Consider the following 23,162-nt stretch of genomic DNA (forward strand, 5'->3'; position numbering starts at 1 on the left):
GGAAGGAGTGGGCGGGCGTGCGGGGAGGGAGAGCGGTCATGCCACCGCCCCTGGCGGAGCCAGGGGCGGTGCGGTGCGGGTAACTCCGCGAGGGGCGCGGGGCCGTGACCGGCACACGGTTCCGCCGCGCGGTCGCGACCCGCGACGACGGCGGGAGGTGTGCGGCTGCACCCCTGGGAGGTTCAGCTGCCGGTCGCCGACTTCCAGTCCTCGACGTACGCGCTGAGGTTCTTGTCGATGTCGTTCCAGTCGGGCTCGAAGACCTCGATGCCGTCCATCAGCCGGGCCAGGGCGGTGGCGTTGGCGTCGGTGGCGGCCTTGACGTCCCGGCGGGCGGGGAAGCCGCCGCCGATCGCGCTGACCTCCTCCTGCTGCTCGCGGGCGAGCATGAAGTCCAGCAGCTTCCGGCCGTTGGCGCTGTGCGGGGCCTTGGTGACCAGGCCGGCCGCGTACGGCAGGGCGAAGGTGGTGGGCCTGCCGTCGGTGCCGGCGGGGAACCAGATGCCGAGGTGGGGCATGGTCTTGGTCTGCGCGTGGTTCATCTGCACATCGCCGTTGGCGACGAGGAGTTCGCCCTTGTCCACCTTGGGGGCGAGCTTGCCGGTGGAGGCGGACGGGCCGACGTTGTTGGCCTGGAGCTTCTTCAGATAGGCGAGGGCCTGCTCCTTGCCGCCGAAGTCGTGCATGGCCTTGACCAGTACGGCCGTTCCGTCGCCGGCGACGCCCGGGGTGGAGTACTGGATCTTGTTCTTGTAGCGGGAGCCGAGCAGTTCGTCCCAGGTCTTCGGGGGCTGCTTCAGCTCCTTCTTGTTGTAGACGAAGCCGAAGTAGTTGTTGACGACCGACGTCCAGGTGCCGTCGGGGGCCTTGTCGGCGCCGGCGACCTGATCGGCGCCGGCCGGTGCGTACGTCTGGAGCAGGCCCTTGCCGGCGGCCTGCTGGATGAACGGCGGGAGGGTGACCAGCACGTCGGCCTGCGGGTTGCCGCGCTCGCGGACGGCGCGCTGCACCATCTCGCCGGAGCCGCCCTCGACGTACCTGACCTTGATGCCGGTCTGCTTCTCGAAGTCCTCGAAGACCTGGTCGTACCAGCCGTCGCCGTTCTCGCCCTTGAGGCCGTCGGCGCTGTAGACGGTGACGGCCTTGGCGTCGGAGGCGGCGGAGGAGCCGCCGCAGGCGGACAGCGCGGGCCCGGCGAGGAGTCCCTGGGGGTTCTGCGGGCCCTGAGTCCGAAGGCCACGTTCTCGTCGACGCGAAGGTGGGGGAAGAGGGCGTAGCCCTGGACGACCATGCCGATGCCCCGCCGGTACGGCGGCAGGTCCGTCACGTCCTCGCCGCCGAGGTACACCCGCCCGGACGCGGGCCGCGCGAACCCGGCGACCACCCGCAGCGCGGTGGTCTTGCCGGATCCGGACGGCCCGAGGAGCGCCATGACCTCGCCGGGCTCGACGGTCAGGTCGAGGGAATCGAGGACGACGTTGCCGTCGTAGGCGACCGTGACGGAGTCGAAGCGGATGCCCATGTCAGCGGTCTCCGGCGAGCAGGCCGGGCAGGGCGGCGACGGAGTCGAGGACATGGGTGGCGCCGGCGGCGGTGAACTCGGCGTCGCCGTGGGCTCCGGTGCGCACGCCGGCGACCAGCCCGGCCCCGGCGCGTACGCCGCTGAGCACGTCGTACGACGTGTCGCCGGCCACCGCGACCTGCCGTACGTCCTCGGCGGCCTTGGTGCGGACGAACGCCTCCAGCACCATGTCCGGGTACGGCCGCCCGCGCCCGCCGGCGTCGGCCGGGCACAGGGTGAGCGGCACCAGGCCGCGCCAGCCGAGGGCGTCCAGGACGGCGTCCTGGGTGACCCGGGCGAAGCCGGTGGTGAGGACGACGGTACGGCCGCCGGCGGTCAGCTCCTCGATGGTCTCGCGGGCTCCGGGGACCGGGGCGACCAGGCCCTCGTCGACCAGGGCGCCGTACGCCTTCTCGAAGGCGGTGTTGGCGCGCCGGGCGCGGTCCTCGTCGCCGAAGAGGTGGCGGAAGACGGAGATCTTGGACTCGCCCATGGTGGCGCGGACGTAGGCCAGGTGCTCGGCGTGCTCGGCGGAGCCGGGCTCGACGCCCAGCTCCGCGGCTGCGGCGGCGAAGGCGCGCTCGACCAGGCCGCCGTCGGCGACGGTGGTGCCGGCCATGTCGAGGACGACGAGACGGATGTCGGCGGTGACGGGGGTCACGGGTTTCATGGAGGTGTTCACCAGCCCAGTTCGTTCGCGGTGGTCTCGGCTATCGCGGGGGCGCAGGTCATGCCGCGCCCGCCGGGCCCGGTGACCAGCCACACCCCCTCGTGCACCTGCTGCCGGTGGACGACCTTGCCGGGGTCGGTGCACTGCGCGTACACCCCGGCCCAGCGATGCCGGATGCGCGGCAGCGGCCGGCCGAGGAGGGACTCCACGACACCGGTGAGGTGCTCGTAGGGCTCCTCGACGGTGTCGAAGGCGAAGGGGTGCTCGTACGCGTGGGTGTCGCCGATGGTCAGGCCGCCGTCGGCGCGCTGCACCATGAGCAGTTGCATCCTGTGCGCGGCGGCGGTCTCCGGCTGCGGCTGCCGGGCGTTCAGCTCGTCCAGCGCCGGGGAGGCGTACGCCGGGTAGTAGCGGAAGCTGTCGGCGTCGGCGACGGAGGTGGGCAGCGGCTCGCCGAGCGGATCGGTCTGCATCATCTGGAGGCGGACGCGGCGCACGGGCAGGTCCGGGCCGGCCAGTTCGCGGACGAGTCCGCCGAGCCAGGCGCCGGTGCACAGCACGACGGTGTCGGCGTGGTGCACGTCCCCGTGGTCGTCGCGGACGGCGCCGGCGCCGGTCACCCCGCGTACCTCCCGGCCGGGCAGGAAGGTGTAGTCCGGGGACTTCAGCAGCTCCTGACGCAGGGCGAGTTGGGCGGTACGGGGCTCCACGGCCGCGTCCCGCTCGCAGTACAGGGCGGCGGTGAAATCGCCGCGCAGGGCGGGGTTCAGGGCCCGCGCCTCGCCCGGCGTGAGCAGCTTGTAGCCGCGGGCGGCGGCGTCGGCACGGGCCACGGCCGCCTCCGCGACGGCGAGTTCGAGCGGGCCGCGGACCGGGGTGAGGGAGCCGTTGGGGCGGAAGCCCAGCGTCGGCACCCGGCCGCCGATCCCCTCCCACAGCTCCCGTGCCCGCAGGGCGGTTTCCAGCTCTTCCCCACCGGCGCGCCCGCTGACCCAGATCTGCCCGAAGTTGCGCAGCGAGGCGCCGCGCGCCTCGGCCTCGCGCTCGATCTGGACGACCTTGTGGCCGCGCTCCAGTGCCTGCCAGGCGTGCATGGTGCCCACCACGCCGGCTCCTACGACTGTGACTCTCACGGCGGCAACGCTCCTCGCGATCCGGGAACCGGAAACATCCGGCTGACAACGAGAGCGTGAACGAGTCATCACGTTTGGGCTAGACCCGTTATCCTTTCGTGATGATCGGGCGGTGTGTGCGGCGGCATGATCGGGCGGTGTGTGCGGCGGCCGGTTTCCCTCAGCCCTGGAGGTGGGCGGTGAAGGAGAACCGGTCGCCCCGGTACAGCGACCGCACCCGCTCCAGCGGGCGGCCCCCGGTGTCCCGGGAGATCCGGTGGATCAGCAGCATGGGCAGGGCGGGCGGGGTGCCGATGAGCAGGGCCTCGCGGGGGGTGGCCAGGACGGTCTCGAGCCGCTCGTCGGCGTCGCCGAACGAGATGCCCTGGGCGGCGAGGTAGCCGTAGAAGGAGGAGTCCGGGTCGAAGTCGGCGTCCAGCCGGGGCACGCGCGCGACGGCGACGTACGTGCTCTCCAGGCCGACCCGCTCGTCGTCGGCGAGCAGCACCCGCTCCAGGTGCCAGACGGGTTCGCCGCGCGTGAGCCCCGTCTCGGCGGCGAGCGGGTCCGGGCACGGGAACCGGTCGAGGGTGACGAGGGCGCGGCCGGGAGTGCGCCCCTGCCGGCGGACGCCCTCGGTGTAGCTGGCGAGGGACAGGGGCTGGGTCAGCTTGGGCCCGGCCACCACCGTGCCCCGGCCCCGGCGCCGCAGCCGTCCCTCCAGCACCAGCTCCCGCACGGCCTGCCGCACGGTCTCGCGGGCCACGTCGTACCGCTCGGCGAGATCCCGCTCGGTGGGGATGACGCCACCCTCCCCCAGCTCCTCCAGCAGCGCGGCGATCCGTGCCTTCACCGCGTAGTACTTGGGAATGCGCCCGTGCTCGGGGATACCGGAGCGGACGGGGGCGCCGGGGGCCTGCTCGTTGGGGTAGTCCACGGGAGGATCGTCGCAGACGGGGGTGCGGGGGGCGGGCACGGGGCGGACCCACGGCGGCGGTGCGTGGGGTGGCGGGGGAGCGGGGGCGGTGAGCGGTCGGTGGCCGGGCTCGGCTCCGGCGCGGTTCGACCGCCCGACACCCGTCAGGCCGCCCGGAACCGGTACATCGGCAGACGCCACGGACAGATGCCGCCTATCCTCGACAAGAGCCCGCCAATCGTGCCCGAACAGGGCACCAGCCCCGCCACCCCCGACAGCTCACCGAAGGCGGCCATGCCACCCCACCACGGGGCCCGACCCCGTCCCCTGCCCTCCGAACAGACCGCGGCCACCGAGGACATCAGCGTCGTCACGCTGCACGGCGCCATCGACCACCACACCGTCGACGACCTCAGCAACACCCTCCTCTTCCCCCGCGGCGCGGCCACAGCCCGCACCGTGATCAACCTCAGCGCGGTCACCTTCATCGACTCCAGCGGCATCAACGCCTTCATCACCGCCCACCACGCCGCCCAGCGCGCCGGCGGCTGGCTGCGCCTGGCCGGCCCCATCGAACCGGTCCTGCGCGTCATCCAGATCGTCGGCCTGGACGAAGTCATGGGCTGCTACCCCAGCACCCGCCGCGCGCTCGTCGCCTGACGGCAAGCGGGCGGGCGCCGACGTCCCCGTACTACGGACCCGCATCCAGGCGACTCCGCGGGCGCGCGAGGACCAGGCGCGCACGGTCGCGCCTCGGCGCATGGCCGCGAGCAGCACCGCGCGTCAGGAGCGGGTTTCGCCGGTGGCGTCGGAGGTGTCCTCCTCGTCACCGAGTCTCTTCCGCGCCTGCTCGAACGGTGCTGCCGCGGTCGTACGGCCGGTGGCGCCAGACGCCGGAGCGGAACCAGGCGTCACAGCGCGACCCGGCGTCAGATCGACCGGTCCGTGGACGACTTGGCGCGCCCTGGCCCCGTTCACCCCTTCGGGCGGCGGCAGGCCAGCCACGCCACGACGGCCACGCCTGCCGCGGTCAGCAGTACCTTCCGGTTGTCCCGCGCCAACCGCGCTCCCCGGGCCGTCTTCCGCCGCACGGGCTCGGGTGCCTTCTCGTCCCACAGCTGCCCGGCCTGGGCCGCCTTCGCGCGGGCCTGTCCGGCGGCTTGCGCGGCCGTGTCCCTGACCGGTTCGGGCAGCCGGTCCTGCGCCTGGTGGGCCAGGCCGGCGGCCTTCGCCTTCAACTGCCCGGCCTTGACGGCGGCCTGCTCCTTCAGCTCGCCGGCCTTCACGGCGGCCTGCTCCTTGACCTCGGCGGCCTTCTCCTGGGCGCGGGCCTTGACGTCGGTCTTCGCCGCGAGCGCCTCGACCGTGTCCCCGAGTTCGGTCCGAGTCCGTTCGACCTGCTCGCGCAGTTCCTCAGGGCTGGTGGCGGTGGGCTCGTCGTGCGGGGGCTGGGTCATCGGTGCGCACTCTCCTTGATCTCGGCCACGTCGGCCTTGACGTTCTCGATCGTCTGCTCGGGTGCGGGCGGCGCGGCCCGGTCGACCTGCTTCTTCCCGCTCATGGCCAGCACCGCGGCGATCACACCCAGTACCGCGGTGACGATCAGCGCCGCCGCCCACACCGGCAGCGGCACGGCCAGCGCGGCGATCACGGTGGTGACCAGCGCCTGCGCCATCAGGAAGCCGACGACGCCGGCCCCGCCGAACAGGCCACCGCCCTTGCCGTAACGCCTGCCCTTCTGTTTCATCTCCGCCTGTGCCAGGCGCAGTTCCCCTCGCACCAGCTCGGTCAGCTGCTGCGAGGCCCGCTGGACCAGCTCGCCCACCGGCTCCTGACCGGAGCGGTCCGTGCTCCGGCCGGACCCGGCGTGGTGCGGCTGCGTGCTCGACACGACAGTCACCTCCCGTTCCTGATTCCGCGTCGGCCGGACCGCACCCCGCGGCCCGGCCACCCGGTGAGCGCGAGTACCCGGAACAGGCGATTCGGATCCCGCGGCGTGGCCCGCGTGCGACTCCGTGACCTCGCGGTCGTCCTCATTTCCGATGCCTGGCGCGGCGCGGCCGGGAGCGGGTGCCACGGGTGACGGCGAAGGCCAGGCCGACGCATTGCAGGGCGGCGCAGAGGGTGATCGTCGTGTGCAGGGCGGTGGGGGAGATGAGGGCCATGAGGATGCCGGCGACGGGGTAGGGCGCGAGGAGGATCAGCACGGTGACGGACAACGTGCTGCCGAACACCTCGACGGGGATGAGGTGGGACCGCAGGGTGCGCAGGACGACGGCCAGCACACTGTCGCCCGCCATGAAGACGGCGATGAGGACCAGGTACCCCAGGTAGGAACGCGTGTGCGCGATCAGGAAGCACGGCACGACGGTCACGAGAGCGGCGCAGCGGCCCACCCCCCGCAGCCCCCACCGGTCGATCGCGACGCGGCTGGTGGCGACCGCGAGCAGCGAGGCCCCGGCCGCGCAGGACCACACCAGCCCCACCATGGCGCTGGACCGGCCGAGTTGCTGCACCACGATCACCGGGGTCGCCGCCTCCAGCAGACCGAGCGCCAGGTTGGACAACGCCAGTCCCACCACGAGCCAGGCGAGCGCCGGCAGCGCCCGCAGGGTGGCCCAGCCGGTGCGCCATCCTCCGGCGGCCGGCCCGGTCGCTTCCCCCGGCTGCGCGGGCGGCCGGTGCATGCGCGGGGTGATGGCGGCCGACACCACCGACAAACCACCGATCGCCGTGAGCATGCCGCTGAAGCCGGCCCACTGCAAGAGGAGTCCGCCTGCCGCGGGGCCGGCCAGGGCCGCTGCCTGGTCGATGCCCAGCAGGACGGACTGGACGCGGTGCGCGGCATCGCCGGCGTCCCGGCTGGCGACGGCGCCGACACTCTCGGCCGCGATGAAGCTGAACTGGGTCAGGCACCCCGCGCACGCCGCCAGGAGCATCACCAGCCCCGGGGCGGTCGCGTCGTCCGCCGTCGCCAAGGCGGGCACGGCGAGGGCGGCGACGAGCGCCCGCGCCGTGGCGGCCAGCCGGAAGACCCGTATGGGTCCGAAACGGTCGACGGCCAGGCCGGCCAGAGCGAACGTGCACAGCCGCGGGGCCCACGCCATGATGAAGGCGATCCCGGTCAGCGACGACGACTTGGTCGTGGCCAGTACCAGCAAGGGGATGCCGTAGGTGGCCATGGACGAGGCGAGGGCGTCCGCGAGGCGCGGCAGGTAGACACCGCGGACCCGGCCGTAGGTCACGGTGCGGGCATGCCGGGGTCCGGCGGACCGGACTTTCGTGGGTATCAAAGGGACGTGTTGTTTCTGTGAACCGTGGCGGCGGTCATAAGAGCGACCCGGGCGAGAAGAGGCGCAAGTGCCCACAGGGCGGGTAGGTCTGAGTGCACTCCGTTCCTGCGAGAGCGAGGTAGGCCGAATGCCGGACGCGGGGCGCGAGGGCGTGGTCCGCACTCGGACGAGCGGAGGCAGGCGCCCGACGCCGGACAGTCCACAACGGGCGAACGGTCCTGTCACTTACCAACAGCGTGATCACCGCACCGGATGTTACGCGGGGTAAGCCCAGGTCGCGCTCGGAGTCGGGGCGGCGCGAGGCATATGCCCCGCATGACCGGCCTCGGCCGCTGCCCCCTGCTGCTCGTCTCCGGGGTCCGGGCGGTGCGGCACGGGTGGCGGGACCGTGCGGAGGACGCCCCGGCTGCCCGGCGGCGGGTACTTCCTGTACGTGCCGTGCGGAGCGCGCCGAGGCGGGTGACCCGCGGCTGCGGGCGGTATGGCGGCGGCCAAGGGCACGGTGGGAGGCGGTATCGGCGGCGACCCCGCACTCTGCGGAAGACGGCCGAGATGCCGGGCCTGCACCCGCTCGCGGTCCTGTCGGAGGGTTCGCCCGGGAGCCGCCCGCTTCGTGCGCCGCGCGGGTCTCACGCCCGGCTGCCGGCCTGCACGTTCAGTGATCGTCGACGTATTCATCATACTGTCCCCGGCGTTTGGCGGCTAAGGGGAGACGACCCTCATGCACAACCAGGACGCGGCCTCTCCGGACGCCGGCGACGAGCGGCTGGTCGCCGGCCGGTACCGGCTGCTGTCCGTGCTCGGCGAGGGCGGCATGGGCACCGTGTGGCGCGCCCATGACGATGTCCTGCACCGCGAGGTGGCGGTCAAGGAGGTCCGTGTCTCCCTGGACCTGCCCGCGGAGCGCAGCAAGCGCATGCACGTCCGACTGGAGCGGGAGGCGTGGGCCGCGGCGAGGGTCAACGCCCGTGCCGTCGTCACCGTGTTCGACGTCGTCACCTTCGACGACCGTCCGTGGATCGTCATGGAGCTCGTCCGCGGCCGGTCCCTCGCCGACGTGATCGGCGCGGAGGGCGCCCTGCCGCCGAAGGAAGTCGCGCGCATCGGGACCGAGGTGCTCGCGGCGCTGCGCGCGGCGCACGCCGCCGGGGTGCTGCACAGCGACGTGAAGCCCGCCAACGTCCTGCTCGCCGACGAGGGCCGCGTCGTACTGACCGATTTCGGGATAGCCACCGTGGAGGGCGACACGGCGCTGACGATGACCGGCGAGGTCGTCGGATCCCCCGAGTACCTGGCGCCCGAGCGGGCGTTGGGCCGGGCACCGCGTCCGACCTCTGGTCGCTGGGCGCGCTCCTCTGCACGGCCGTGCAGGGCCGTTCGCCGTGCCGCAGGACGACGGCCCTGGCGACACTGCGCGCCATCGTGGACGACGACCTGCCGCCGGCGCACCGGGCCGGGCCGCTCGCGCCGGTCATCGAGGGACTGTTGCTCAAGGACCCCGAGGAGCGGATGACGGCCGACGAGGCCGGACGACGACTGCGCCTGGCGGCCGGTGACGCGGCGGTCTCCCCGGAGACCGGGACCTCCACCGATGCCACCGCCGCCACGACCACTGCCGTAGCGACCACCTCCGCCACGGGGGGCATCACCGCGGCCGTGACCGCGGCGGTGGACTGTTCGACCCGGCCTGACGACACGACACCCCCCGGTCGGCCTTCTGGTCGACTCCGGTGCCCGGCGCCGTGACGGTCGCGCTGTCAGGCGGTGAGGGTCTTGTGGAGGGCGTCGAGGCCGTCGCGGTAGATACCGGTGAACAGGTCGACGACCTCGTTCTCGGTGGCGCCGTTCGGGTTGAAGCGGCCGGACCACTGGACCTCGGCGGCGTTCTCCTCGCCGGGGACGGCATGGACCCGAAGGGTGGACACGTAGCCGTTGACGGGGAACGGGGCCTGGAGGATGGCGTAGCTGTAGTGGCGCTCGGCCTCGTTGAAGTCGACGAGGCGCTCGATGATGACCTCGCCCTCGGGGTTCTTCAGCCGGCGCACCCGGCCGCCTTCGAGTGCGGTGCTCTCGGGGATGTAGGGGAGCCAGTCGGGCAGGGCGTCGAAGCCGCCGATGAGGCTCCAGACCTTCTCGGGCGAGGCGGGCACGATACGGCTGACGGAAGTGGAGGCCATGGTCGTTCTCCTGAATCCGGGTGTGGGGGAAGGCGTGGGGGCGTGGGATCAGGCGCCGGCGGGCAGCGGGGCAGCCGGGCTGACCAGACCGCTCGCGCGCAGGTCGTGCCAGAACGCGGCCGGGACGTCCTCGTTCAGCGCGGCGAGGTCCTCGGCGATGCGGCTGGGCCGGGTGGCGCCGGGGATGACGGCGGCGGCCACGGGGTGGGCGAGGGAGAACTGAAGGGCGGCGGCCTTGATGCTGATGCCGTGCTCGCCGGCGAGGGCCTTGAGCCTGCCGACGCGCTCGATGATCTCCGGCGGGGCCTGCTGGTACTCGAAGTGACTGCCGCCGGCGAGGATGCCGGAGCTGTAGGGGCCACCGACGACCATGTCGACGTTCTGTTCCTGGGCCATGGGCAGCAGCCGCTGCAAGGCGTGTTCGTGGTCGAGGAGGGTGTAGCGGCCGGCGAGGAGGAAGCCGTCGGGACGGGGCTCGTCCAGGGCCAGGGTCAGCTCGATGGGCTCGGTCTTGTTGACACCCAGGCCCCAGGCCCTGATGACGCCCTCGTCGCGCAGACGGGACAGGACACGGAAGGCTCCGGTGCGGGCCTCCTCGAACTTCTGCAACCAGGCGTCACCGTGGAAGTCCTGGGCGATGTCGTGGACCCAGACGATGTCGAGCCGGTCGACACCCAGGCGCTTGAGGCTGCCCTCGATGGAGCGCTCGGTGGCCTCGGCGGTCCACTCGTGGACGATCCTGTTGGGGTTGCCGTGCTCGAACAGACCGCCCTTCTCGCCGAAGTCGGGGACGTCGGTCTCCGGCTCGTCCAGGATGACCCGGCCCACCTTGGTCGACAGCACGTAGGCGTCGCGCGGCTCGGCGGAGATGACCTGGCCCAGGCGCTCCTCGGCCAGGCCCGCCCCGTAGAAGGGAGCGGTGTCGTAGTAGCGGATGCCCTGCTCCCAGGCGGCCTCGACGGTGGCGCGGGCCTCCTCGTCGGGGATCGCGCGGAACATGTTGCCCAGCGGGGCGGTGCCGAAGCCGAGTCGGCCGGGAAGGATGTTCTTGAGGGACATGGTGGTGCCTTTTCGATCGGTATGTTCGCGCCGGGGTATCCCTGTCGCGGTCGGGGTGAGGCGTCCGCGGGCGGATGCCTCGGCGGGCTGCCTGCGCGGTCGTGGCACTCGGTGTACGGCCGCACCCGCGGAGGGCAGAGCCGGACGCGCGACACCAACAGTTGCAGGCGCACTTTGTTGTTTACGAAGATAATTGCAGACGCGGGGTAATGCAAGTGGGGTCGCCGGGACGGCGCGAGGTTGCGCGACCTGGACGCGGAGGGCGCCGTGGCGGGGTTCCCGGGCGGCGGGCGGGTGTACTGGGACTTCGAGGCGGCCTTCGCGGACGAGGACACCATCGTCGCCGGGACCGCCGGGACCGCCGGGACCGCCGGGACCGCCGGGACCGCCGGGACCTCCGGGACCTCCGGGACCTCCGGGACCTCTGGCAGCGACGGGGGGCCACGGTCCGCCCCGTCACTGGCTGGTGGACACGGCCTGCATGACCCTGCGCGGAGGGATCACCTATCCCCAGCCGGTCGCGGGTCCTGCCCGGGCGGCCGGCGACGGCGCCTGGTACGCGGTCTCCGAGGACCGGCGGTCCGTCCACGTCTGGGCGCTGAGGGACGGCGCCTGACACAGGATCGCGGACGCGGCGCGTCCCGCCGGCTTCTCGCGTTCCCGCCCGGGGAGGGGCTCCCTCCCGTCCGGGGGCAGGCCATGCCAGAGGACCTGCGGGGGCGTGAACGTCGACGTCAGAGGAATGTCAGGTCAGCGTCAGAGGCGTCTGGCAGTATTTTCAACGACAGAGCGACGGCGGCTCAACCGCCGGAGCACCTGAAGGAGAGGTCCCCGTAGCGGCCTATCGGGGTCCGGGTATCCACCCGGTCGGGTCTTTGGCCCACGCAGGTTCGAATCCTGCCCTCTCCGCTCACATCGCCGTCGCTTCCCGGCGACGCGTCAACCGCCCCTGTGCACGGGCGAAGTCGGTAGCCTTGACTGACCCGGGACCGGACCTCCACCCGGGTGCTGGTGGGCCTCCACCCGGGTGCTGGTCTTCCCGGAGAACCCCGGGTCGTACGCGGCCTCGGTGAGCGCGTCGAGCCGGCTCCGGCTCCCTCGGGCCCGCCGAGTTCCACGCTCAGACCGCTCGCGAGGACGTGGCCGCCACGCTCGCCGAACTGCTTCCCGAGGCCCGGATCGGCCGGCGGATCCTCGAACTCGACACGGGGTCGACACCCATCGAAGGGGCGGTCCGGGCGAACGTCCGCTCCTGACCACCCGGTTGGCACGCCCGGCGCGTGTCTGTCCTGGGCCGGGACGCGACGGCCGGCGGATTCAGACGATCTTGAGAGTGATGCCGCTGTTCTCCAGTGCGGTGGTCTCGTCGGCGGGCGCGGTGGTGTCGGTGACGAGGACGTCGACCAAGGTGGAGGGCCCGACGTAGGCGTGTGCGGTGCGCCCGAGTTTGCTGCCGTCGGCGGCGGCGATGACGCGACGCGCCGATGTGATGACCGCCTTCTTCACCGCTGCTTCGTCGAGGTCGTAGGCGGTCATGCCGTCGCCGGCGGCCAGGCCGCAGCAGCCCAGGACGGCGGTGTCGAACCGCAACGCCGACAGGGAGGCGAGGGTGAGGGGCCCGATGAGGGCTCCTTCGCCGGCGCGGGGCCGGCCCCCGGGCACGAGGAGGGCAGTCGGTTCGGGGGCGTCACCGAGGACGCCGATCGCTTGCAGTGACAGGGGCATCACGGTGATATGCCGTCCGCGCAGCAGGCGCGCGACTTCCAGACAGGTCGTGCCGCTGTCCAGCAGGACGGTCTCCCCGTCGGTGATGAGCGAGGCCACCTCTGCCGCGATCCGGCGTTTGGCGTCGACGGCTTCATGGGTGCGCAGCGCGAAGGGGGGTTCGTCCCCTCGCAGGAGGAGGGTGCGAGCCCCGCCGCGGAACCGTTCGAGGACGCCTTGCGCGGCCAAGTGGTCCAGATCGCGGCGGACGGTCATTTCCGAGGCACCCGTCAGGTCGGCCAGTTCGGCGACTGTGGCCGTTCCTGCCTCCTGGACGGCCTGGGCGATCAGTCGATGACGTTCCACGGTGCTCATACCGTGATTCAACACCACTCCTTTCGAACATGTGAGGCGTTCGATTAGCCGGGTTACAAACGGCTGTCACGTTCGTTAGGGTGGAGATATGAAAAGAGCGCTGCGCGTCTCTCGCGTTGTGACGTTTGTCTACTTCGTCCTCAACGGCACGTTGCTGGGCATGTGGGTGGTGCAGATCCCGGCCGTCGAGGAACGCGTGGGCATCAGTCACGCGGCCCTGGGCGGGTTCCTCGTGTTGCTGGGGGCAGGGGCCTTCGCCGGCATGCAGGTCGGCGGGCGTCTGTCCGACCGGCTCGGCACGCGCACCGTCGTTCCGGCGGCCGGAGTGCTGTGCAGCGTGACCCTGGTGCTGCCCGGTCTCGCCCAGGAGCCGTGGGCCCTCGCAGCGGCCCTGCTGGTCTTCGGTTTCGGGAACGGCACCCTCGACGTGAGCATGAACGCGCACGCCGTGCAGGTGGAGAAGGCGTACGAACGGCCCGTCATGTCGGCCTTCCACGCCACGTTCTCCGTCGGCGGCGTCCTGGCCGCGCTCGCCGGCGCCGTGGCCATCGACATCGGATGGGGCACGACCACGACGCTGGGCGCCGCCGCGGGCGTCGGCGTCGTCACCGCCCTGGTATCGGCTCGTGGTCTCCTGCCCGCAGGGCCGGCCGCCCCCGTGACCGATACGGAGGGGGAGCCCGGGGTGGGGAGCCGCTCCGTTCCCACCCGGATCTGGCTCCTGGCCGTTCTGGCTCTGCTGATCATGCTGTGTGAGGGGGCCGCCAACGACTGGAGCGTCCTGCATCTCAAGACCGTTCTGGGCGCGCCGGAGAGCACCGCCGCCTTCGCCTACGGGACGTTCGCGGCGACGATGACCATCGGCAGGCTCCTGGCGGACCGGACGTCCGCGCGGTTCGGACCGGTCGCCGTCCTGCGGTACGGCTCGGCCCTGGCCGCCGCCGGCATCACGGTCGTGGCCCTCTCACCCTGGGTCTGGGCGGCACTGACCGGCTGGGCGCTGTTCGGCCTGGGCCTGTCCGGCTGTATCCCACAGCTCTTCAGCGCCGCGGGACACGCCGACCCCGCGGCGGCGGGCACCAACGTGTCCCGGGTCGCCGGCCTCGGCTACATCGGCATGCTCGCGGGCCCCGCGATCATCGGCTGGATGACCCATCTCATGGCCCTCAACCACACCTTCCTGCTCCTCGCCCTGTTCTGCGCGACGGCTGCCGCGGCGGCCGGCGTCCTGCGCCCCTCGCCGGAGCGGTCGCGCGTGGTCGAGCTGACGTCCTGACCGCCTGCGCGGCGCGGCCTGACCACGCGCCGCGCAGGCTTCTCCCCTCGGCCGCACGGTCGCCTTCCCGGCGCCCGCACCACCGGAAGAGTGTGGGTGAGCGCGAGCATCGGCCGGCTCGTTCGACGCTCGCGGCCACCGCGAGACTTCCAGGGGAGCGGCCCCTGGTTGCCAAGCGGTGGCCGCCCCGCGTCCTACCGGGCGGGCGAGTCCGTCGTGACCGCGGGGCCGGTGCCCGAGAAGTCCAGACTCCAGCGCTGGAGATGACCCGGGTCCAGGTTGTAGAAGCCCGGGGTGCCGTCGGTCACGCGCAGCTTCCAGGTGCCGACCGTGGTGATCGCCGAGGCGTCGACCGTGTAGGTCTCGTGCAACTCGGGCGTGAGTACCCAGGGTCCCCAGGGCTTGACGTGGATGACGGTGCCGTCGGGGCCGATCAGGTCGATCACCATGGCGTTGCTGAACCCGTGGTCGAGATCGACCGTGACCTTGAGGTCACTCGGTGCGCTGCCCGGCTTCCCCCGAACGACCAGCGGGGACTCGGCGGTGCCCCACCTGGGGATCACGTAGGTGGTGGGGTTGACGAAGAAGTGTCCGCCGGATTCGAGAGCGGTCCAGGTGAACGAGAGGTTGCGGGTGTCCCCGGTCGCGTCCGTGATGACGATGGCCGAGCTGTAGTCGCCGGCCTTGTCGGGCGTACCGGTGATGAGACCGGTGGCGTGGTCGATCGACAGGCCCCGGGGCAGCGACTTGGCGGAGTAGCTCAGCGCGCCGGGACGGCTGCTGGATGCCGTGATCTGACGGCGGACAGGCTGGCCGACCGCCACCGGCTCGGTCGGCGGCGGCTCCACGGCGATGTGGTGGACGTAACCAGTCCCCACGTTGACGGCCGCCCAGGCGTTGGCGACGGCCTCGTAGGCGGCGCTGCCCGAACCGTAGAGGTCGGCGGCGGCCTGGAGCGTCGCGGTCCGGGCCCCGGCGTAGTCGGTGGTGCTGGTCATGTAGACGGTGAGCGCGCGGTACACCACGTCGGCGGCGTCGGTCAGCCCGATGCCCGCCACCGGCAGCCCGTCATAGGTGGGGCTGTCGTAGGCCACGCCGTTGATGGTCTTCTGCCCGCTGCCCTCGGCGAGCAGGTAGAAGAAGTGGTCTCCCACCCCGGCCGCCATATGCGGTTCGTCCGACTTCGCCTGAGGCGTCCAGTAGTCCAGGGGCGCGTAGCCGACGGAGCTGATGCCGGCCTTGGAGGGCAGGTCCATGTACCGGATGGGCTTGCCGTCACCGTGCAGATCGTCCAGCTCGGCCATCGTGTAGTCGGGCACGTCGTTCGGGTTGTCGGCGTAGAACTCCACGGCGGCGGCCATCATGTCGCTGATCGCCTCGTTGAGGGCCGGTGATTCGCCGTACTCGCCCAGTGCGGCCGTGGAGGAGGTGACGCCGTGCGTCATCTCGTGCGCGGCTATGTCCAGGGACGTCACCGGGTGGTGCCCGTCCGCGCCGTCGCCGTAGCTCATGCAGAAGCAGCCGTCCTGCCAGTTGGCGTTGGCGAGGGGGACCCCGGGCTGCTGTTCGTAGTGGACTCGGGAGGTGCTGCCGCGGCCGTCGTCGGCTATGCCGTTGCGGCCGAAGCGGTCGAGGTAGAAGTCCCACGTCGTCCGTGCGCCGTACGCGGCGTCCACCGCCGCGGTCCGGGGGTTCGCCGCCGTACCGTCGCCCCACACGTCGACATCGTTGGTGAACAGGACACCGTTGGACGTGACACTCGAGTCGAGCGTCCGGTGGCCACCGCGCTGGGGGTCGATCAGGGCGTACGTGCCGTCGTCCTGGCGGGTGGAGCCGATCGTGACCTGCCCGCTGTAGAGGCTGTTGCCCTGGGCGGACTCGACGTGTTCGGCGTTCTCCAGGACGGCCTCGCTCGCGGCGTCCGTCACGACGTGGCGTTCGCTGGGGGAGCCATCCTGCTGCACGCCGGTGACGACCGTCTCCCAAGCCAGTCTCGGCTGGTCACCCAGCATCCAGACGACCTTGCGGGGGGCCGTGTGCGTGGCCGCCTTGCGGGTGCCCTTCGCCATGGCCTTGCTCAGGGCCGCCTTCTTCGCCGTGGCGGCCGGCACCTTGGCCGCGGTCGTCGGCAGGGTCAGCTTCTTCTCGGAGGCGTAGGTGACGGTGCGGGCTCCTCCGTGCCGCTCATGGACGATCAGGTCGCCGCCGATGACGGGCAGTCCGGAATAGGTGCGCTCGTAGCGGGTGTGGACCGTGCCGTCGGCGTCCTGGATCACGTCCTTCGGGACCAGTTTCTCCTGAGGGCCGAGACGCAGTGCACGAGCGGTGCCCGCCGCCGCGTCGGCCGCCTGGCCGAGGAGCCGCCGGCGCTGTCCGGGCGACAGGTGGACGGTCCCGGACCCCGGCCTGGGTGCCGCCTTGATCTGCGGGAGCGCTCCCGTGGTGCGGGCGCCGTCGGGGGCGTGGGACAGGGGGGCGGCGCCGGCCGAGCCGGGCAGCGCGGAGAACGCGAGTGCCGCGGCCGTGATCGCCACGGTCGCGGCCAGGCGCCGTCGGGGCCCGCGCGCACCCTGTGGGGACGCGGCCCGGTTACGGGAGTGATTCAAGCCAAGAGTCCTTCCGTTCGGCCGTCTGTCGGTGCGGACGGCCGCTGTCACGAGGAGGCCGGAGACCACGGTCTCGGTGGCGGGACGTCAGACGCGGACGCACCGGCGCGCCACACTCGCGACTGCACGTTCCAGGGGACGTGCATCGAGCCACCTGACGGTCAACGCCGCCTCACCGGAGTGAAGATGCCAACGCATGCGGAATCGGCGCTAGGGTGTCGAGGTGGCCGGTTAGCGCCAGGTGGCAGCCATCGGCCAGCAAGTGGCGGAGCGGAAACAGAAGATGACGTCGCCGGACACCGAGATGGTGTATACGGCTCTGATCGAGCCACCGCGCCACAGGGGCGTAGGGATCGCGGAAGTCCTCCTCCCGCTCTTGTCGGCAGGCCGGAACCAGTGCCGCGTACGGGCCGAGCCCCCGGCAGCGCAGCACCGGCCTCCGTTCACAACGGCGGTCGGGCCGTGGGGCCGACGCCGGTGCGCACACATGTGACCAGGACGCCGGTCCCACGTCACGGCGGCACAACGCCCCTTTTCGTGCGGCGAGGACGGGAATGCACACACGAGGGCGCAGGGTTGCCGATGTGGCTGCATCCCGCCCATCGGCGGTCGACGGCCGGACGACCGGAGGAGAAATGGAACTTGACGTCGTCGGACTCGGCGATGAAGCACAACGTGTCTATACGGCGCTGATCGGTCTGCCCCACAGCACCGCCTCCGAGGTGGCGAGCGCCTGCGGGACGAGCACGAGCGCGGCGGGGCGGCTGCTGTCCGTCCTGGTGAAATCGGGTCTCGCGACGAGATCGACAGGCCGCCCCCCACGCTTCACCGCCACCGCACCCGATGTCGCGGTCACGGAACTGATCAAGGAACGCGAACGGCAGCTGGACACGGCTCGCGCGTTGGTGCGCCAACTGACCGACAGACACCGCGAGGCCCTGCGGATCGCCGACCCGGACATCGCGGTGGAAGTGCTCCGCGGCCGTGACGACATCAGCGCCGCCGTCCGCAGGATCACCGCCGGAGCCCGCCGCCAGATCCGCACCTTCGACCGGCCGCCCTACGTCGACCGCCCCGGCAGCAATCTGGACGACCAGCGCCGCAGACAGCGTTCGGGCGTCACCCACCGCGTGCTCTACGACCAGGGCGCGGTCGCCTGGCCGGGCCGCCTCCGGGACGACATCCTGCCGAGCATACGCACCGGCGAACAGGCCCGTGTGCGACCACAACTGCCGATCAAACTCGTGATCGTCGACGACGCGCAGGCGGTCCTCCCCTTCAGCCTCGCCCCGGGCGGGCACCTCGCCGCGTACCTGGTCCACCGCTCACCGATGCTGACCGCGTTGGAAGCACTCTTCGAAGCGGAGTGGGACCGCGGATCCCCCCTTCAGGCCCCCGCACCGCCCACGGCCCCGGCCGCCACCTCCGGCCATCCCGACCACCTCGCCCTCGTCAAGCTGCTCGCCGCAGGCTGCTCGGACGCGGCGATCGCCCGCGCCCAGGGCTGGAGCCAGCGCACCACCCAGCGCCGCATCCGCCATCTGCTGACCGAACTGGGCGCCAGCACCCGCTTCCAGGCCGCGGTCCAGGCCGCTCGGCGGGGGTGGTTGCAGGAGCCTTCGGCATTCACGCAGCCCACGAACGCCGGCGAGGGATAGGTGTGGCCGGCCGGCCCTGAAGCCGAGCTGTGCTCCGCCTGGCAACTCGGTTGCGACGGGCCTGGCCACCTGGGCGAAGATGCCCGCATGAGCCGAGAGACAGATGAGGTACGCGAAGCGATCGCGGGTGAGCTGCGCCTCATGGACCCCGAGGTGCGCGCGTCACGTTCGCTTGCCCGGCGACTGCTGGACCCGGACTTCGTGGAGGTCGGCGCTTCGGGGCGGCGGTGGACGTATGACGAGATGCTTGCCGCGCTGCCCGAGATGGACGGTGCGGCAGAAGGCGGTCCACGCTACGAGCCCTCGGAGTTCACCGGTGTCCTGCTGGCCCCCGGGCTGGTACACCTCACCTACGAGACCACGCTGAACGGAAACCGGGCACGGCGCAGTTCGCTCTGGCGCAAGGAAGGTGCGGACGCGACCTGGCAGATGTACTACCACCAGGCCACGCCCATCCCGCCCGGCACCGTGTGACCGCGAGTCCCGGAGGTTGCTCCACACCTCCCGTGCCTCCACGGGGGCGGGGCCGACGGCCGGGACCCCGTGCGTCAGCCGCTCTCGGCCGGCGTCGCTGTCGCGCGCAGGCGGAAGCCGACGCCTCGTTCCGTCGTCAGGAGAGCCGCGGCCCGCGGCCCGCGGGCCGAGTCCGCGGTGGATGCAGTGGATGCGGTGGATGCGCAGGTCGGCGGAGCGGCTGCGGCTGCCCGCCCACTCGCCCAGCCCCGAGCGCAGGTCCTCCCGGGTGATGACCCGGCCGTTGCCGCGCAGGAGGGCGGTCAGCAGCCGGAACTCCAGCGGGGTCAGGGCTGCGGGAGCACCGTCCACCAGCATGCGCCGGCTGCCCGGGGCGAGGCTGATCGGCCACGGTGCGGCGGCGACGTAGGAGCCGGGCAGTGCCCCGCCGGGCACCACCGGCAGGCCCGTGGCGCACCAGGTCTCGTAGCCGCCGACCCCGCCGGCCCGCACGCGCACGCGAAGGCCCGCCGCCGCAGGAACCCGGCCTGCGCTCTGCGGCTCAGCGCTGTCACGACGCCTTCATGCGCGTCGCCCGCCACGTCCTCGGCCTGTACGCGCGCGTGCCGGACGTCCCCACGCAGACCTTCCCGCTCGGCGACGACGTCTACACGACGCTGGTCGTCGACAACTACCCCAAGTGGCCGGCACCTGGACCCCCGTACCCGTCCGGCCGGACGCCCTCCAGGTGTTCACCGGCACGCTGCTGACCAACTGGACGGCGGGCCGGCTGCGCCCCGGACGGCACCGCATGGTGGCCGGCGGCTCGGTGACCCGGCGCTCCTCCGCGGCCCTCGTCCACCCGAGCCCGGACACGGTCGTGGCACCGCTGCCGGCGTGCGCCGACCCGGACGGCTCCGACTTCGAACCCGTCTCGGTGTGGGAACGGGCCAGCGGTAACGTCGAGGAGTAACCGCGCGTGTTCGGCCGCCCCGGGCAACTGGCGGCCTGGCGCGAGGACCGTCCCTACGTCGCCGACGTCACCGCCTGAGCCGATGGCCGGAGGAGAACCGCTCATGACCACCTTCCCCACCGCACAAGCCGTGCGGAGCACCCCGGAAGGCATCCTGTGGGAACCCAGTGAGCGCTGGGTACGCGGCCGCAAAGGCGAGGTGACGGTCGTCGACAGCCGGCACCCCGTCCTGGTCTGGGAGCCGGGTGTCCCCGTCCCGCTGTACGCCTTCCCGCGCGCCGAGGTCCGCGAGGACCTGCTCCGCCCCGCGAAGAACCCCCCGACGGGCACGCACACCGGCTCGCGGATCTTCTACGACCTCGACGTCGACGGCGAGCTGCTGGAGAACGCCGCCTGGACCTTCCCGGCCGCCGACCTCGCCGACCACATCGCCTTCGCATGGTTCGGGCGTGCCGGCCGGGGCCTCGACCACTGGTACGAGGAGGAGGAAGAGATCTTCGTCCACCCCCGCGACCCGCACAAACGCGTGGACGCCCTCCCGAGCAGCCGCCGCCTCGTGGTCGAGATCGACGGAACGGTCGTGGCGGACACCCACCGCCCCGTGCTGTTGTTCGAGACCGGCCTGCCCACGCGTTACTACATCCCGCGCGAGGACGTCCGCCTCGATCTGTTCGAACCCACCGACCACCACACCGCCTGCCCTTACAAGGGCACGGCGGAGTACTGGTCCTGGCGCGGCGAGTCGGACATCCCCGCGAACATCGTCTGGAGCTACCCGGACCCGCTGCCCGCGGTCGGCCCGGTCAAGGGACTCCTCGCCTTCTACAACGAGGCCGTCGACATCACCGTCGACGGCGAACGCCAGGAACGCCCCGTCACACACTTCACCGGGGCGCTCACGGAGCGACCGCACGCATGACGGCACCGGAACCGCCGTGTCCGTCCGTCCCGACGGACACGGCGGTCCGGGCCGACGGCCGCAGCGCGACGACCAGAGGAAGGAGACGCCGAGGCCGGCCTGGCGCCGTCCGAGTCATCCGTTGCGGGTTACCGAACCCCCTCGCGTCCGGAAGCGCGCCCTTGTCATGGCAGGGCCTGACGGCGGACTCTTGCAACAGGCGCAGCGGTACGCGTACCGGACGTCGGATCCCCGACGGCCCTGAGGCGGCTCAGGAGGCTCCCGGATGGTCGTTTCACCGGAGTGCGGCGTCGATGGCCCCGCCGTCACCGAACAGGAGGCGGAGGCGCTGATCGAGGCAACCTGCTTCAGGACCGGCCCGCCGCGCAGCGTCGGGGTCGAGGTGGAATGGCTTGTCCACCAGGCGCGTGCGCCGCACGACCCGGTGGCCCGGGAACGGTTGGAAGCGGTCCACGCCGTACTGCGAACTCTGCCGCTGGCGTCCGGTCTGAGCGTCGAGCCCGGCGGTCAGGTGGAGCTGAGCTCCCGGCCCGCCCCCTCGCTGACCGAGTGCGTCTCGGACGTCTCGGCCGACCTGGAGGCCGTGCGCACCGCGCTGCACGAGCACGGCCTGACACTGGTCGGCATGGGCGTGGACCCCTGGAGTCCGCCTCGCCGGTTCCTGCGGGAGCCCCGCTACGACGCCATGGAGGCATGCCTCGACCGCACGGGCCCGGCCGGGCGAACCCTGATGTGCACCTCGGCCTCCGTGCAGGTGTGCCTCGACGCCGGACGTGAGGAACCCGGCGTCATGGGATTCGCGCGCCGCTGGCGGCTGGCGCACCATCTGGGGGCGGTCCTGGTCGCGGCGTTCGCGAACTCGCCCATGGCCGAAGGCCGGTCCACAGGCTGGCTGTCGACGCGGCAGCTGATGTGGACGGAACTCGACCCGGGGCGGTCCGGCGGCCCTTCCCTGGCCCACGACCCGCGCCGCGCCTGGGTCCGGCGGGTCCTCGACGCACCCGTGATGTGCGTACGGCGCGACGGCCCCTGGGAGGTGCCGGACGGACTGAGCTTCCGCGAATGGACCCGCTCGCGCACCATGCGCCCCCCGACCCACGCGGACCTCGACTACCACATCACCACGCTGTTTCCGCCCGTCAGGCCACGGGGACACCTGGAACTGCGCATGATCGACGCGCAGCCCGGCGACGACGGATGGATCGTGCCGCTCGCGGTGGTCACGGCCCTGTTCGACGACCCGGGCGCCGCCACGATCGCGAACAGGGCGGTGGAGCCCCTGGCCGAGCGGGCCGCCGGGGCCCCGGCGCCGCACAATCCCCTGTGGAGGGACGCGGCGCGCGACGGGCTTGCCGACCCGGACCTGAAGCGTGCCGCCGTGACCTGTTTCGCCGCGGCACTGGACGCCCTGCCCCGGCTGGGGGCGAGCACCAGGGTCATGGACGCCGTCGCGGCCTACGCCGACCGCTACGTTCGCCGTGGCCGCAGCCCGGCCGACGACGCGCTGACCGGCAGCGCGGCCGTGGGGCGCCCGCTGTGCCGCTGACCGAGTGCGCGGATGCGCCGGCGTGCAGCGCGTGACCCCGTGCGATGTGCTGCTTCTCCGCGAGACGGCCTTCGGCCTTCGGCGAAGTTCACCCCGGCGTACGCGGCCTCGCCCAGTGCGGCACCGCAGGTCCGAGTTCGGCGAGCCCGCCGGCCACGACGCCGAGTTCGCCGTGGCGGACGCGGACTTCGTCCGGCCGGTTGGTGCGCTTCCGCCGGCCCACGTGCGAACCCGCGCGAAACGCGTGTTCGTCGACAGTGAAGACAGTCGTGGGCCACGGCTGCTGCTGCCAGGGTGTGCGCATGCACACGACTCCGGACGGACGGCCCATCCCACCTGCGCCGCCGGTCTTCGGAGAGAGCAACCCCGACGGCTTCACCCTCCAGCCGGAACGAGGGCTCGACGAGGCGATGGCTGCCTGGCAAGCGGAGGTCGCTCGAAGCCGTGAGCTGATCGCTGAAGCATCGCTGGACGACTCCGGCCGCCTGTCCGAACAGGAAGCGGGTTACCTCGGAGACCAGGGAGTCTCGCTGCGCTGGATCATGGTGCACATGATCGAGGAGTACGCACGGCACAACGGTCATGCCGACCTCATCCGCGAGCAGATCGACGGAACTACCGGCGCGTGACGCGTGCTTGCGCGGATCGGACCACCTCGCTGACCGGATGAAGACGGCGGCGAGGCGCAGTCCGGCGAAGTGGATGGCGGCGATCTTGTCGTATCGGGTGGCCAGGCAAGCGTCCCTGCGCGGCGTGTTGTGGCCGTAGGCCATGTGGCCAGGAAAGACGCAACTTCGACATCGCCCGCAGAGGCAGCTACCTTCACCTGGTCCTCGGCAATCACCCACGGTCGCACAGGAGTTC

21 protein-coding genes, 1 tRNA gene and 3 pseudogenes are annotated in these 23,162 nt (G+C 72.1%); 12 read left to right on the forward strand and 13 right to left on the reverse strand.

Features of this window, described 5'->3' with window-relative positions; genetic code table 11:
* Nucleotides 1-182: 182 nt before the first annotated feature.
* The 5 genes and pseudogenes from IE294_RS35200 to IE294_RS35220 all read right to left on the reverse strand — a co-directional run bounded on the left by IE294_RS35200 (nt 183) and on the right by IE294_RS35220 (nt 4,280).
* The gene (locus IE294_RS35200) at nt 183-1,184 is read right to left on the reverse strand and encodes a 2-aminoethylphosphonate ABC transporter substrate-binding protein (protein ID WP_189893020.1); all 1,002 of its coding nucleotides are present in this window, start codon (nt 1,182-1,184) and stop codon (nt 183-185) included.
* A gap of 17 nt (nt 1,185-1,201) precedes the next feature.
* Nucleotides 1,202-1,522, reverse strand: a pseudogene (locus tag IE294_RS35205) (ATP-binding cassette domain-containing protein); the annotation flags it as partial.
* Nucleotide 1,523: 1 nt separating this feature from the next.
* Entirely contained in the window at nt 1,524-2,231 is a 708-nt protein-coding gene (locus tag IE294_RS35210; RefSeq protein WP_189892959.1) for a phosphonatase-like hydrolase, read from the reverse strand.
* Nucleotides 2,232-2,239: 8 nt separating this feature from the next.
* Nucleotides 2,240-3,364 carry a TIGR03364 family FAD-dependent oxidoreductase gene (locus IE294_RS35215; protein ID WP_189892961.1) on the reverse strand — a complete coding sequence of 375 codons (1,125 nt, stop codon included), beginning with the start codon at nt 3,362-3,364 and terminating at the stop codon, nt 2,240-2,242.
* A gap of 160 nt (nt 3,365-3,524) precedes the next feature.
* Entirely contained in the window at nt 3,525-4,280 is a 756-nt protein-coding gene (locus tag IE294_RS35220) for a GntR family transcriptional regulator (RefSeq protein ID WP_189892963.1), read from the reverse strand.
* A 219-nt stretch (nt 4,281-4,499) separates the two neighbouring features.
* Between IE294_RS35220 and IE294_RS35225 the strand changes: the two genes are divergently transcribed.
* Nucleotides 4,500-4,919: an STAS domain-containing protein gene (locus IE294_RS35225; RefSeq protein WP_229917620.1), complete on the forward strand. Its 420-nt coding sequence runs from the start codon at nt 4,500-4,502 to the stop codon at nt 4,917-4,919.
* Between the two features lie 314 nt (nt 4,920-5,233).
* Here IE294_RS35225 and IE294_RS35230 read toward each other — a convergent pair whose 3' ends face one another.
* The 3 genes from IE294_RS35230 to IE294_RS35240 all read right to left on the reverse strand — a co-directional run bounded on the left by IE294_RS35230 (nt 5,234) and on the right by IE294_RS35240 (nt 7,504).
* The gene (locus IE294_RS35230) at nt 5,234-5,716 is read right to left on the reverse strand and encodes a DUF3618 domain-containing protein (RefSeq protein ID WP_189892965.1); all 483 of its coding nucleotides are present in this window, start codon (nt 5,714-5,716) and stop codon (nt 5,234-5,236) included.
* Nucleotides 5,713-6,084, reverse strand: a complete 372-nt coding sequence (locus tag IE294_RS35235; protein ID WP_189893024.1) for a phage holin family protein — start codon at nt 6,082-6,084, stop codon at nt 5,713-5,715. Before IE294_RS35235 ends, IE294_RS35230 begins: the two co-directional genes overlap by 4 nt.
* A gap of 208 nt (nt 6,085-6,292) precedes the next feature.
* Complete coding sequence (locus IE294_RS35240) at nt 6,293-7,504, reverse strand: MFS transporter (protein ID WP_189892967.1); 1,212 nt, start codon at nt 7,502-7,504, stop codon at nt 6,293-6,295.
* Between the two features lie 769 nt (nt 7,505-8,273).
* Here IE294_RS35240 and IE294_RS35245 point away from each other — a divergent pair.
* Nucleotides 8,274-9,259, forward strand: a pseudogene (locus IE294_RS35245) (serine/threonine-protein kinase); the annotation flags it as partial.
* A gap of 50 nt (nt 9,260-9,309) precedes the next feature.
* Here the strand turns inward: IE294_RS35245 and IE294_RS35250 are convergent.
* On the reverse strand, nt 9,310-9,729 hold the full coding sequence (locus tag IE294_RS35250; protein ID WP_189892969.1) for an SRPBCC family protein: 420 nt from the start codon (nt 9,727-9,729) through the stop codon (nt 9,310-9,312).
* Between the two features lie 48 nt (nt 9,730-9,777).
* Entirely contained in the window at nt 9,778-10,788 is a 1,011-nt protein-coding gene (locus IE294_RS35255; RefSeq protein ID WP_189892971.1) for an aldo/keto reductase, read from the reverse strand.
* A gap of 481 nt (nt 10,789-11,269) precedes the next feature.
* Between IE294_RS35255 and IE294_RS49140 the strand changes: the two genes are divergently transcribed.
* Nucleotides 11,270-11,404, forward strand: coding sequence for a hypothetical protein (locus IE294_RS49140; RefSeq protein ID WP_268252830.1), 135 nt, complete (start codon nt 11,270-11,272; stop codon nt 11,402-11,404).
* A 205-nt stretch (nt 11,405-11,609) separates the two neighbouring features.
* Nucleotides 11,610-11,697, forward strand: a tRNA-Asp gene (locus tag IE294_RS35265).
* Nucleotides 11,698-12,105: 408 nt separating this feature from the next.
* On the opposite strand, the gene IE294_RS35270 is transcribed toward IE294_RS35265, so the two are convergent.
* Nucleotides 12,106-12,867 carry a DeoR/GlpR family DNA-binding transcription regulator gene (locus tag IE294_RS35270; RefSeq protein WP_189892972.1) on the reverse strand — a complete coding sequence of 254 codons (762 nt, stop codon included), beginning with the start codon at nt 12,865-12,867 and terminating at the stop codon, nt 12,106-12,108.
* 88 nt (nt 12,868-12,955) lie between these two features.
* Here IE294_RS35270 and IE294_RS35275 point away from each other — a divergent pair, with 88 nt between their 5' ends.
* Nucleotides 12,956-14,143 carry an MFS transporter gene (locus tag IE294_RS35275; protein WP_189892974.1) on the forward strand — a complete coding sequence of 396 codons (1,188 nt, stop codon included), beginning with the start codon at nt 12,956-12,958 and terminating at the stop codon, nt 14,141-14,143.
* Between the two features lie 194 nt (nt 14,144-14,337).
* Here the strand turns inward: IE294_RS35275 and IE294_RS35280 are convergent, their stop codons facing one another.
* Entirely contained in the window at nt 14,338-16,677 is a 2,340-nt protein-coding gene (locus IE294_RS35280; RefSeq protein WP_189893026.1) for a M4 family metallopeptidase, read from the reverse strand.
* Nucleotides 16,678-17,384: 707 nt separating this feature from the next.
* On the opposite strand from IE294_RS35280, the gene IE294_RS35285 reads away from it, so the two are divergent.
* From IE294_RS35285 to egtA, 6 genes are all read left to right on the forward strand, one after another.
* Complete coding sequence (locus IE294_RS35285) at nt 17,385-18,407, forward strand: helix-turn-helix domain-containing protein (protein ID WP_189892976.1); 1,023 nt, start codon at nt 17,385-17,387, stop codon at nt 18,405-18,407.
* Between the two features lie 87 nt (nt 18,408-18,494).
* On the forward strand, nt 18,495-18,881 hold the full coding sequence (locus tag IE294_RS35290) for a nuclear transport factor 2 family protein (protein WP_189892978.1): 387 nt from the start codon (nt 18,495-18,497) through the stop codon (nt 18,879-18,881).
* A 199-nt stretch (nt 18,882-19,080) separates the two neighbouring features.
* A complete protein-coding gene (locus IE294_RS35295) occupies nt 19,081-19,290 on the forward strand; it encodes a hypothetical protein (RefSeq protein WP_189892980.1) in 210 nt (69 codons plus the stop codon).
* A gap of 138 nt (nt 19,291-19,428) precedes the next feature.
* On the forward strand, nt 19,429-19,833 hold the full coding sequence (locus IE294_RS49865; RefSeq protein WP_359834662.1) for a 2OG-Fe(II) oxygenase family protein: 405 nt from the start codon (nt 19,429-19,431) through the stop codon (nt 19,831-19,833).
* A gap of 103 nt (nt 19,834-19,936) precedes the next feature.
* On the forward strand, nt 19,937-20,752 hold the full coding sequence (locus IE294_RS35310) for a DUF427 domain-containing protein (protein WP_189892985.1): 816 nt from the start codon (nt 19,937-19,939) through the stop codon (nt 20,750-20,752).
* 265 nt (nt 20,753-21,017) lie between these two features.
* Nucleotides 21,018-22,298, forward strand: coding sequence for an ergothioneine biosynthesis glutamate--cysteine ligase EgtA (gene egtA, locus IE294_RS35315; protein ID WP_189892987.1), 1,281 nt, complete (start codon nt 21,018-21,020; stop codon nt 22,296-22,298).
* Between the two features lie 88 nt (nt 22,299-22,386).
* Here the strand turns inward: egtA and IE294_RS35320 are convergent, their stop codons facing one another.
* Complete coding sequence (locus IE294_RS35320) at nt 22,387-22,602, reverse strand: hypothetical protein (protein ID WP_189893030.1); 216 nt, start codon at nt 22,600-22,602, stop codon at nt 22,387-22,389.
* A 37-nt stretch (nt 22,603-22,639) separates the two neighbouring features.
* Here IE294_RS35320 and IE294_RS35325 point away from each other — a divergent pair.
* Nucleotides 22,640-22,927: pseudogene (locus IE294_RS35325) on the forward strand (mycothiol transferase); the annotation flags it as partial.
* Nucleotides 22,928-23,162 lie beyond the last annotated feature (235 nt).

The organism is Streptomyces canarius (assembly GCF_014650735.1).
Lineage (GTDB): Bacteria > Actinomycetota > Actinomycetes > Streptomycetales > Streptomycetaceae > Streptomyces > Streptomyces olivaceoviridis.

Coding starts and splice junctions, on each gene's coding strand:
- IE294_RS35285 (WP_189892976.1), top strand. CDS start 17,385: ATGGAACTTGACGTCGTCGGACTCGGCGATGAAGCACAACGTGTCTAT.
- IE294_RS35210 (WP_189892959.1), bottom strand. CDS start 2,231: ATGAAACCCGTGACCCCCGTCACCGCCGACATCCGTCTCGTCGTCCTC.
- egtA (WP_189892987.1), top strand. CDS start 21,018: ATGGTCGTTTCACCGGAGTGCGGCGTCGATGGCCCCGCCGTCACCGAA.
- IE294_RS35295 (WP_189892980.1), top strand. CDS start 19,081: ATGCGCAGGTCGGCGGAGCGGCTGCGGCTGCCCGCCCACTCGCCCAGC.
- IE294_RS35275 (WP_189892974.1), top strand. CDS start 12,956: ATGAAAAGAGCGCTGCGCGTCTCTCGCGTTGTGACGTTTGTCTACTTC.
- IE294_RS35230 (WP_189892965.1), bottom strand. CDS start 5,716: ATGACCCAGCCCCCGCACGACGAGCCCACCGCCACCAGCCCTGAGGAA.
- IE294_RS35250 (WP_189892969.1), bottom strand. CDS start 9,729: ATGGCCTCCACTTCCGTCAGCCGTATCGTGCCCGCCTCGCCCGAGAAG.
- IE294_RS35255 (WP_189892971.1), bottom strand. CDS start 10,788: ATGTCCCTCAAGAACATCCTTCCCGGCCGACTCGGCTTCGGCACCGCC.
- IE294_RS35290 (WP_189892978.1), top strand. CDS start 18,495: ATGAGCCGAGAGACAGATGAGGTACGCGAAGCGATCGCGGGTGAGCTG.
- IE294_RS35270 (WP_189892972.1), bottom strand. CDS start 12,867: ATGAGCACCGTGGAACGTCATCGACTGATCGCCCAGGCCGTCCAGGAG.
- IE294_RS49140 (WP_268252830.1), top strand. CDS start 11,270: ATGACCCTGCGCGGAGGGATCACCTATCCCCAGCCGGTCGCGGGTCCT.
- IE294_RS35320 (WP_189893030.1), bottom strand. CDS start 22,602: ATGCGCACACCCTGGCAGCAGCAGCCGTGGCCCACGACTGTCTTCACT.
- IE294_RS35310 (WP_189892985.1), top strand. CDS start 19,937: ATGACCACCTTCCCCACCGCACAAGCCGTGCGGAGCACCCCGGAAGGC.